Origin of the sequence: Paenibacillus sp. LHD-38, assembly GCF_031157315.1 — a bacterium.
Taxonomy (GTDB): domain Bacteria; phylum Bacillota; class Bacilli; order Paenibacillales; family Paenibacillaceae; genus Pristimantibacillus.
In genome coordinates, this window is sequence record NZ_JAVIFU010000064.1 from 19,645 (window position 1) to 29,468 (window position 9,824).

The window sequence follows — 9,824 nt, forward strand, 5'->3', positions numbered from 1 at the left end:
AATAAATAGAGCATTTGCAGCATTATAGCGGTGACGTACCCGGATTATCACCATAATCTATAGGCGTGTTTCTTATTTGCGATAAACGAAACGGCAGCCGGATTAGCAGCAGCTCCGCGACAAAAATGAATATCCCGATGAGAAGGAGCATGTTCGCCCAACTTTCATCCAAATTCAACAGAAACGGATAAAAGATAAGCTGTGAAGCAAAGACAGCCATGTAGAGTTTCTGCCTGTTAACAATGGCATCCAGCAGCTCCGGCGGGGCTATCGGTCTTGCGACCGTATACAGCCCTTGAAAAATCAGATAGGCGAGCAGAGCATGCAGAATGGCCGTTCCTTGCACGTAAATATGCATTCCAAGCGGCGCTGCGGTTAACTGGTTGATGTCAATGCTCGTTTTGACCATGAGCTGCGGCAAAGATAAGAAGATAAGGACAGCTGCGAGCCAGCGTGCCTGTTTGAAGCCGCCATCCCCGGCTCCGAGCTGGCCTAAAGCTATAAGGATCATAATATATCCGATTATATCCGGGAGAACATCGAAGGATCCCAAATGAAGATCAACGAGCGGAAATACAAGACCCCAGCCGAGCCTCCTTAATGCGCTTCGCATGGAAGGGTTCATGACAGCTCACCTCCGGAGCGGACCAGCCGCTTGATTTGCTTCTCGTACAGGTAAAGATTGAAATTGATAGGAAGCCGGTCGTATACCGTTTTTCCGTCTTCAGTCTTGAAGGTAAGAAATATGTACGCTTTATACACCTCGAAGGCTGCCGGTGTATTCTCCGGTATGGTCCATTTGTAGTTAAACGTCAGCGGGTCCCCGGCGGCCAGCCGGATTGGCAACTGTGGAATCGGTCTATCCCTGCCGGCCATTGTCAGCTCGAACACAGAGCTAAGCCTGTCGCTGAAGCTATAATCGACTTGTTCCAAGGTAAGAGGCTGCTTGACGGTTACGCTGTATTGGCCAGTACCGTCTGAGGAACCTCTGCTTGACGACGTTTCCAGCAAGCTCTCCTTCTGCTCCCACAATACGTTGATTTCCCCGATCGGCACCTTTTCGGGCTGCCCTTCGCTATAATATACCATGGCTTCTTTGATCGTGACCGGTAACTTCTCCATTTGCCCGGCTTCCTCGGTTCTCCATTCTCCATAAGCCTTCCCGAGCACTTGATGTCTGTAAGAATTCGGATGCGGATCGATTCGAAATCGGAGCATCGGCAGCTCCTCCAGCTGGATCCCCGTCACCTTCCTGCCTTTCATTTTGTTCTCCAAATAGGTCAATTCGATCCAATCACTCTGATTGCCGTTTACTATCATATAATGCTTCAAAAAGATCGGTTTCTCCAGCTGCATGGATTGGAAATACCATACATTACCGACCCAGCTTGCCGTAATCAACAGCACAACAATCGGCCATAGGAGCTTACTGCCCAGCCTCAGCTTTGGGTTCGTATGCAAAGCCCTCCCCCTTCCTCATTAATCCAGTTTACTACTTTTCTGGATATAGGTTAAGTAAATGCGATTCCCTTCATATAACAAATAAATGAATATTTCGATTCGATTTAAAACTGTCCTTTACCTGCATCAATGATCGGTTCCATGCTAAAATATCCGGTATAGACCGAAATATGGTGAGAAGGCAGGGTGTAGATATGCAGGTACGACTAGCAGAACGAATGATTACGGAGTGGGCATCGGCGAACGCCGATGCGATTGGCTTAGTCCCGAATAAGATCCGGGCGTCATATATATATAACCCTGGGGGCTTCGGCAACTTGTCTTTCCGTCTGACGGACGACCGCACGCAGCTTCACGTCAAGCTGGCTCCACCTAGCAAAGCCGCGCGACTGCGGCAGTGGGCGGGCGTCAGCAATTATCTGGCCGAGCACTACACCGCGCCCAGGCTGGTCCATGCGATTGACCGTGAGATCGTGCCGGGATATCCCTACGGCCTAGTGTTCGAATATATCGAGGATGCGACCCCGCTTTCGGAAGCGAGGAATCCAGAGGTCGCACTGACGGGTGTCATGGCGACCGTCGTTAAGCTCCATAGCGACGATTGTCTTCGCGGAATGCTGCCTAAGGCTGAGACGCGCACTTATGCGGAAGCATTCGAGGACGAGTATATTTCCCGGTTTACGGATGATCTCGACGGAATCCGAGGGTCGCGCGATCTGCTCAGGGATTTCGTGTCGGACGAGACGATTTCGTGGTTCGGGGAAGAGGTCGGGAGGCTGAGGGAAACAGTCCTGCAGACACCTGCATTTCTACTCCCGGCGGGCGATGTTGTTCATAACGACCTGAACAACAACAACGTACTAACATGCGGCAGGGACGGCTTCCGGATCATCGACTGGGACGACCTATCCGGCCAGGGCGATGCGGCAATGGACTACTCGGTACTGCTTTGGCCACTAACGCATGATCCGTCATGGCCGATATGGAGAGAGAAGGTGCTGGCAGGAGCAGGGGCTGCGGCCGTCGAACGGTTGGAACTGTATTTTCGGGCGAAGCTGCTTGACGACGTCATCGACGTCCTGGCTGATTATGTGGAGGCAGAGCAGGTGCCGGAGCATCGGGAGGAGGCTCAGCGCAAGGCCAGGGCCGTTCATCTTCATTCGTATCCGCTGTATCTCGCCAAATATGGCGTCGGTTAAAGTGACCGCACCTCGGTCACCTGCCAGTTACTTCAATAAAGGCTGCCGGTAGGCCGGCAGCCTAGTGCATGGTGCTATCGTTACCCGTAAGCTTAACAATGATCTCCATATGGACGAGGTCAGCCTCGGGTATGGATACCAATCATTCTTGATTCCACTACCATATTTTATTACGTATAAATACACCACTTTTTCATTCTCGTACTTAAAATTATTCTGTCCATTCATAATAATGGTCTACCAATTTTCCACCTTCTTCCTCTGCTTCATCTTCGCTAAATTCTCTATCATCAATCCACTGCCGATAATGAATAATTTCATGACCTATGCTGGTTAATATAGCAGCGATGGCATTCTCTTCACCACGTTCAGATATTAATTCTTCATAGTCTCCTGATGCAACCCTAATGTAAGGCTCAAGGTCCTTGTCATCGGGACAGAGAAATGAAGCGCTTACCAATTCCTTTGTTTGATAGGTTTTTATTTGATAATCCTTCTTAATATATACAACCACTCTGATTGGAAATTCAACATTTAAGCGGAGCCATAAGGCAAAGTTTTTGCAAGCATTCCTGACTCGAGGGTTTACCTCTTGATCACATCTTACTCTTAATCCTGAACGAGGATAACTGATAACCCTTTCACCTCCTCCAACCTTATTAACTTTTTTTCTTTTTATTCAACTATTTTGCTCATTTTAGCTGAACATGCTCCCTATGATGCTGGCAGCCTGTTTTCATGGTGCTATCGTACCCGTTAGTTCAATACGACCTTTATCTTTTTAATAAAAATCTTGGTGGAGCACCATAATCTTGTTCCGCTTCAAAATAAGCCAGCTTTCCTGGAATACACGATACGATTGACGGCATTCCGAATCCGACGGCTTTTTCTAATGCTGTTAATAAGGGTAATTCTTTTCCATCAATTTCTTCACTCCATGATATTGAGTAACTGAATTCTCCAGCACCGTGCATTTTCAATATTTCTGCTATCTTTTCAAGGTTAGAATTAGGTCTAGGAATTTCAATCATAAATTCCTTGCGGAGAGTAACTGAATAATTGTGATTCAATCTTTGTATAGCATCAAGGCGTTTTTTCGGTGAAGATAACTCAAACAAAACTCTTTGTTGAATTGTTTTAATAAAAAAGGATTTAACAATTATTTCATCTAGTTCTTTACCCATTTCAAATCCCCCTCGACAGTATTCTAAACTATTATGTATATTCCGCTATACTGCCCGTTACTTCAATTAATAAGCAGACTGTTGCTGCAATCTGCTTCATTCTACTATCGTTCCCCGTTAGTTGAATCACACACTTATGCTTACTCCTCTTTGAGACCTCGTACAAAAGAGTTCACATTTCCTAAGCAACAAGCCCCTTGAGGGTTGTTTACCTCGCACCCACATCGCCCCGCTTGAACATGAGCTTTGATTTGGTCAGCTGGTTTTTGGTCGGTACCGACGGCTTGAAGAAGCCGCTCCCTCGTCCAGTCAAAGCAGTAACACACAGGCACATCTGCGCCCTTGTTTTTTTGGAACACTGGCACCTTTAGGTCGTTCTCCACAAACGTTTGCGCATCGTTACCGCTAAAGTAGACGATGGAACAAACAGGGTTAGAACAAAAAACGTAAGAGTTCTCCGGCTCAATAGCTTCTAAAGCCGATGCTTTAAGAAGGGACTTCAGCGTTATGAGTTGCACGTTCTTGCCCTTCTCACCGCAGGAAGGGCACTCTGTTTTGGCAGTTACGGCACTATTAGCTGGTGTACAACAATCCATAAGTTTATCTCCCCTCATACCTCCAACTGAGTACAAATGCGCAATTGATTTCTGTCAGGATCTAAGACTGTCATCATGCGAAGACCTTCAAGATCCTCGCTTGGAGCCTCAATAATATGGGCATTTATTTTGCCCTTTAACTCGCTATACCAGGTATCGAGATTTGGAACAAAAAAGTGAATCAATCCACCAACTTGGCAGTCGCCCGTATGTTCAGTCAAATAAATCGTCATTTCGTCTCTGGATATTTGAGCAAAAACAGGAAAATATAGTCCGTGATACGAAATGCAGGAATCACTTTCTGCATACTGATCCTCCACAATTTTTATTGCTATTTTACCATACTCCAGTTGCGTTAACCTGCCCTTAGTTGAGCGAAGGGCTGCCAAGTAGCAGCCCTTCAGGGGTGAAACTATCGTTATCCGTTAGCTTAATGCTTTTTATTTTTTTTTTTAGAAACAAGTCTAAACTACATTATTTTCGCCCTACGCTGTGATCATCTGAATTTTATCGTTGAGCTCATTACGTAAGAAAGCTTTTGTTTCGGCATTTCCCGTTAGCTGTAACAAAATCGGTTCGTTTTCGTGACTTGCGCTAACCGTGAACGTTAAAAACGGACAGCATTTTCGCTCCAAACTAATCCAATCATACAACAGACGCAGCGTATCCGAATTACCAGAAAATTGATATTCAAACCCTGACTCAAACTCCGCAACCCCAAGCCTGCTTTTTTCTAATTCGCGCCAAGTGTCTTTGTAATCTATACGTTCTTCTTTCGTGAAAACGGTAGGGCAGCAAGCAACCGGTATTTCTTTTTTCATACGCTTAGCTCCTTCCACTTGCACAAGAAGTGCAGTTGCAGCCTGGTTTCATACACGATGTTCCATTTGCCTTTCGGCGCTGATAAACAACGACTGCAACAGTAATAAGAACAAGAGCCAATATCAGAATCACCACTGGATTTAAAAAGAAAGAAGTTATGCCAAGAACTGCCGCGCCGCCTAGCAAAGGTATTGCACAACATAACGCGCACGCTCCAAGAACACCAAGCCCCGCTAGCCATTCCTTTTTTTTCATTTACTCCACCACCTCATTTCGACTATACTTTCATTATAAAACTTAAAGTTAACTTTAAGTCAATGGGGAGGTAAATTCCTTTGCCAAGTCTTAGCATCGGAAAGTTAGCAGCCAAAGCCGATATAAACGCGTCTACGCTTCGTTATTATGAATCTATTGGATTATTGCCGGCGCCGGAACGAATAAACGGTCAACGCCGCTATGCCGAAAATCTAATTGAGCGAATCACATTCATTAAAATAGCGCAGCAAACCGGCTTTACGATGCAAGAAATCGGCGTGCTGCTCGAAGGTTTCGAAACGCTCCCACCATCAGAGCGATGGGAGGATATGGCGCGAGAAAAACGAGCGCAGCTGGAAGAGAAAAAGAAACAAATTAACTCCATGATCCAAATTTTAGATGATGGATTGAACTGTAAATGCCTAACCTGGTCCGAATGTTTTGATAAAATAAAAACCACCGGTACTTGTTCATAGTGAAAGGAGAAATCTAATTTGTTGTTAACTATCTTAATTTTCATCGTTGCAGGACTTGCCGAAATTGGTGGAGGTTATCTTGTTTGGTTATGGCTACGCGAATCCAAGCCACTATGGTATGGAATTGTAGGGGGCGTATTTCTCATCCTGTACGGGATCATCCCAACGCTACAGAGCTTCCCAGCATTTGGACGAGTCTATGCAGCATACGGGGGAGTATTCGTTATTCTTGCTGTGTTGTGGGGATGGTTGGTCGATAAAAAAACACCCGATGTGTACGATGGGATCGGAGCCGCTGTTTGTATTGTAGGAGTCTCCATTATGCTTTGGGCTCCTAGAAGTTAATACGTTATTCTGCCCGTTAGTTTAAAAAAGGCTATGTTAATTTTCATTGTTGATTTTCAAATGAAGAAAGACCACCCTTAAAAAAAGTGGTCATTTCTACTCAGATACTTCTATTATTTCTCCATCTGCAACTTTTCTAGATTCGAATAATTCAAACTTGCTACCGACGTAGATTATTGTTTGGGGTGCCCTTTCGGGAAAAAGGAAGCTAAAATCGCAAATCGACACATAATTATCCATATTTAATTCAATTTTCAAGATGACACTCCAACCTTGATTAGGGTCATCGTCAAGAAAATGAGAAGCGGTTGAATATTCTTTAATTGGAAATCGCTTTTTACCACCTTGTTCAGTTGGTACCCATTTAATTTTTGCCCTTACCCTTCTATGCAACCTACCACCTTCCTCAAACTTAGTTACCTTTAGCAAACTCGCTTGGCTAAGAAGAAAAAAACGTTTGACGAAGATTGATGTTTGTCTCGTTCAGAGGAAACATACAAGATGAGACTAACATCTTTTTCTTATCCCACGTCGTGTTTTTATAATCCTTGCTATCTAAAATTTTGCAAATACTTGGTTGTTACACCGTTAATGCGGTCCATCCAGCGTTTACGCGTAACATATTCTTTTTTTAAAAAGGCCACCACAGCACCTGCTCATCCATGTGTTCTAACTATCGTTAGAAATTGATCGACGACTCTGGCTTACTTTTTAGATAGACCTCAATCCAGGCATTGGGCGAAGCGCTCCGTCAATTGGATGCCTTTGTGCCAATCCTTCCCTCCGTTTTCAATCGTCCAGCACGCCTCAAGCACGCCTCGTGCCACACCCCACATCGCGATTCGGCGAGGGTCCAAGCCGAGGCGATCGGCCATAATCGCAATCCGGCATCGCAGCACCTGCTCGCAATCACCGCCTCGATCCTCGTAGTTAAGCAGGTACTGAATGGTATCAAAATGGATGTCACCGATGATGCCTTTGGGATCAATGACAGCCCATTTCTCTTCGCCTTGACGAAGGATGTTCTCATGATGCAGATCGCCATGCAGTAGGTGATTCTCATTCGTAGTCGTAATGAGATACGTCAGACATTCTTCGGCATTTTCCACCCAGCTCTCAGGCAGTGGCGCGGCAATGTTCACATCGTTGAATCTCTCGCGGTATCGCTCGATTGCCGCGAAGTGCTGCCTCATGGACGGGTACAGACTACCGGTTGGTGCAGGTAGGTGAAGGCGGCGAAATACTTCGCAGAAGATATCCGTCGCACGGGCATCATCCTCAATTGTCGACAACGGTGTGCCAGGATCGGCACCCTCAAGCAGGGCAACGCCCCACTCCTCGTCTGCATCTAGCACATGGATCAATCCCCGGTCCTCATACGCACGAAGCATACTAACTTCCCTAGAAAGCTCGTCCTTCATGAAAGATGATTTTAGGACTGCTCGCTTCCCGTTGCTGAGCTTTGCGCGGAGAACGAAGTTATAGGATAAATTGGAGAATGGAGCTTCCGGGGTAAAGTTGAATCGGTTTGCACAGTCGGTAATCAACCCAGGCAACGCCTCCGACCATGCTACGCCTTGCTTACCGTAGAGTTCGTGCATTCTTTCAATAAAAGTATCAGGGATCACAATCATGCCGCAATGGCTCCTTTCAGCGAAGTAGTTTGCTTCTTCTCTTCTTCGACATGAGGTGATGTAAAATCCTGTTTCACTCAACTCCAGCATTCTTCTGATAAGTTGTAAAGTAATTTACGGTAAAACCGAATCATGAACGAATAAGGACTTTTTTTAAAGTCGTGCTACGCTAAAGTGCCCGTTAGCATTCAACGATCTGAACTTTTAATCCCTCGTAGTAAATCGTACGCATTTATGGAATATCCCCATCTCTTCTCTATCTGTTCAATAGCGACCTTCGTTCTCCATAATCCTTCAACTGTTTCAGCGGATTCATATGTAGTTGTACAATCGCGGACAATATTTGTCATATACCCGTAAGAGCGCATATTAATAATTCCATAATCACTATGAGTAATACATTCGTCTGTCTCAAATCCCATATAGAAAAGGACACGAATATTATGTTCAGTAAGAATTCGATGAAATTGTTCTTTTGAATAAACTAACAAATCTCGCTCTTGGGGTTGTACTACCTGAGGAATCTGTATTTGGGAATACGTTTCGATTTGCAGATTAGACCAATCTAAATGGTACACATCATTTGAATGCTTTAAACTCCATTCTTGTTGCCACTCTTTTTCTGGGAAAACATTATTTGATTCCTTAACATCGACGTACTGGTTTCCTGGGGATTCAAGTTTCCTACGTTCTTCTTCTGTTGTTGAATTAAGCCATTGTGGAAAACTGTTCAAGAATGGAGCATGATTGCAATGAAATATTTGAACTCCTAATTGTCTCAGTTCACTAATCGCGGGAGCAATTCGATTTGTTATGATCTCCTTCTTCCTTAATGCATGTGATACCCCTCTTTCCGTACTTAATTCCCATCCAAGGGATGTAACAAGAGGACCATCATCCCAACCAAAATTCCATAGGTCAACTAAAGCTATTCCTATTTCCTTAGTATTAAATTCATACGATGAAGCTGATCGTAAATGGCTGGATTCAGTAAAAGGAAGTCCATGCTTTGGAGATCTAGGTGTATATTCCAAGTCTAATTTAAATTTCAACATAATCACCTCTGAGGTAATATTCTCTAGTATTAAGGAAAAAACCTTTACATCATTGCTCCGCTATACTGCCCGTTAACATTCCTGTAGGTGTTAGTAGATTCAATTTGCAGAAAAACGAACGCCCCGCTAGGATGAGTATGTACTGGGTTGCAGCCCTCAGAACTCACCTTAGGAGGCGTTATTATGAAGTCTAGATTAATTAAAGCTCAAAATCAACGTGTAGAACGTATTTCTACTTCCACCCTTGTCATAGGCATCGACATTGCCAAGGAGAAACATGCTGCTCAAGCTATTAACTTTCGAGGTATTGTCCTCACCAATCGCCCAATTATGTTTTCGAACGACCATGCGGGCTTTGAGCATTTAATAAGCAGCATTCGTAAATTACAGAAAATGCACAACTTGAATGACGTCGTTGTGGGAATGGAAAGTACCGGTCACTACTGGTTCAATATCGCCAATTGGTTAATGAAACAAGGTGTTTCAGTTGTCCTTGTTAATCCAATGACAACCAAACGCAATAAGGAAAACAGAGACAACTCTCCATCAAAGAATGACCCAAAGGACGCTTTGGTCATTGCCGATGCAGTGAGCCGCGGGTTCTACACGCCCTTCTCTCCAAAGGAAGAAACATTCCGCCGCTTACGGGTTATTGTCACAAACAGAGAGCATTGGGTGGTTAAATCCGGACGGATTAAGAACAGAATCCACCGCTGGCTGGATATCCGTTTTCCAGAATACAGGCAAGCGTTCGAAGATATTTTTAGTCCTCGTTCATTAGCCACTTTGCGTCGTTT

15 protein-coding genes are annotated in these 9,824 nt (G+C 44.7%); 4 read left to right on the forward strand and 11 right to left on the reverse strand.

Annotation, left to right across the window (positions count from 1 at the left end; genetic code table 11):
• Positions 1-22: 22 nt before the first annotated feature.
• A complete protein-coding gene (locus tag RCO25_RS30795) occupies positions 23-625 on the reverse strand; it encodes a hypothetical protein (RefSeq protein WP_308999901.1) in 603 nt (200 codons plus the stop codon).
• The gene (locus RCO25_RS30800) at positions 622-1,461 is read right to left on the reverse strand and encodes a hypothetical protein (RefSeq protein ID WP_308999902.1); all 840 of its coding nucleotides are present in this window, start codon (positions 1,459-1,461) and stop codon (positions 622-624) included. The genes RCO25_RS30795 and RCO25_RS30800 overlap by 4 nt, the downstream gene beginning before the upstream one ends.
• Before the next feature lie 194 nt (positions 1,462-1,655).
• On the opposite strand from RCO25_RS30800, the gene RCO25_RS30805 reads away from it, so the two are divergent.
• The gene (locus RCO25_RS30805; protein WP_308999903.1) at positions 1,656-2,660 is read left to right on the forward strand and encodes an aminoglycoside phosphotransferase family protein; all 1,005 of its coding nucleotides are present in this window, start codon (positions 1,656-1,658) and stop codon (positions 2,658-2,660) included.
• Positions 2,661-2,871: 211 nt separating this feature from the next.
• Here RCO25_RS30805 and RCO25_RS30810 read toward each other — a convergent pair whose 3' ends face one another.
• The 6 genes from RCO25_RS30810 to RCO25_RS30835 form a co-directional block, all read right to left on the reverse strand.
• On the reverse strand, positions 2,872-3,174 hold the full coding sequence (locus RCO25_RS30810) for a hypothetical protein (RefSeq protein ID WP_308999904.1): 303 nt from the start codon (positions 3,172-3,174) through the stop codon (positions 2,872-2,874).
• A 259-nt stretch (positions 3,175-3,433) separates the two neighbouring features.
• Positions 3,434-3,844, reverse strand: a complete 411-nt coding sequence (locus RCO25_RS30815) for a hypothetical protein (protein ID WP_308999905.1) — start codon at positions 3,842-3,844, stop codon at positions 3,434-3,436.
• Between the two features lie 140 nt (positions 3,845-3,984).
• Positions 3,985-4,440, reverse strand: coding sequence for a putative iron-sulfur cluster-binding metallochaperone (locus tag RCO25_RS30820; protein ID WP_308999906.1), 456 nt, complete (start codon positions 4,438-4,440; stop codon positions 3,985-3,987).
• Between the two features lie 14 nt (positions 4,441-4,454).
• Positions 4,455-4,829 (reverse strand): glyoxalase superfamily protein, encoded by a 375-nt coding sequence (locus RCO25_RS30825; protein ID WP_308999907.1) that lies wholly within the window; start codon positions 4,827-4,829, stop codon positions 4,455-4,457.
• 96 nt (positions 4,830-4,925) lie between these two features.
• Positions 4,926-5,261 carry a hypothetical protein gene (locus RCO25_RS30830; protein WP_308999908.1) on the reverse strand — a complete coding sequence of 112 codons (336 nt, stop codon included), beginning with the start codon at positions 5,259-5,261 and terminating at the stop codon, positions 4,926-4,928.
• Between the two features lie 4 nt (positions 5,262-5,265).
• Positions 5,266-5,517, reverse strand: a complete 252-nt coding sequence (locus RCO25_RS30835; RefSeq protein WP_308999909.1) for a hypothetical protein — start codon at positions 5,515-5,517, stop codon at positions 5,266-5,268.
• 80 nt (positions 5,518-5,597) lie between these two features.
• Between RCO25_RS30835 and RCO25_RS30840 the strand changes: the two genes are divergently transcribed.
• Positions 5,598-5,993, forward strand: a complete 396-nt coding sequence (locus RCO25_RS30840) for a MerR family transcriptional regulator (RefSeq protein ID WP_308999910.1) — start codon at positions 5,598-5,600, stop codon at positions 5,991-5,993.
• A gap of 18 nt (positions 5,994-6,011) precedes the next feature.
• The gene (locus tag RCO25_RS30845; RefSeq protein WP_308999911.1) at positions 6,012-6,338 is read left to right on the forward strand and encodes a YnfA family protein; all 327 of its coding nucleotides are present in this window, start codon (positions 6,012-6,014) and stop codon (positions 6,336-6,338) included.
• Positions 6,339-6,434: 96 nt separating this feature from the next.
• Here the strand turns inward: RCO25_RS30845 and RCO25_RS30850 are convergent, their stop codons facing one another.
• The 3 genes from RCO25_RS30850 to RCO25_RS30860 form a co-directional block, all read right to left on the reverse strand.
• Entirely contained in the window at positions 6,435-6,731 is a 297-nt protein-coding gene (locus RCO25_RS30850) for a hypothetical protein (RefSeq protein ID WP_308999912.1), read from the reverse strand.
• A 329-nt stretch (positions 6,732-7,060) separates the two neighbouring features.
• Complete coding sequence (locus tag RCO25_RS30855; protein WP_308999913.1) at positions 7,061-7,972, reverse strand: aminoglycoside phosphotransferase family protein; 912 nt, start codon at positions 7,970-7,972, stop codon at positions 7,061-7,063.
• Positions 7,973-8,160: 188 nt separating this feature from the next.
• Positions 8,161-9,027: a hypothetical protein gene (locus tag RCO25_RS30860; RefSeq protein ID WP_308999914.1), complete on the reverse strand. Its 867-nt coding sequence runs from the start codon at positions 9,025-9,027 to the stop codon at positions 8,161-8,163.
• A 183-nt stretch (positions 9,028-9,210) separates the two neighbouring features.
• Here RCO25_RS30860 and RCO25_RS30865 point away from each other — a divergent pair.
• A partial coding sequence (locus RCO25_RS30865) for an IS110 family transposase (protein ID WP_308999915.1) occupies positions 9,211-9,824 on the forward strand: 614 nt, incomplete at its 3' end.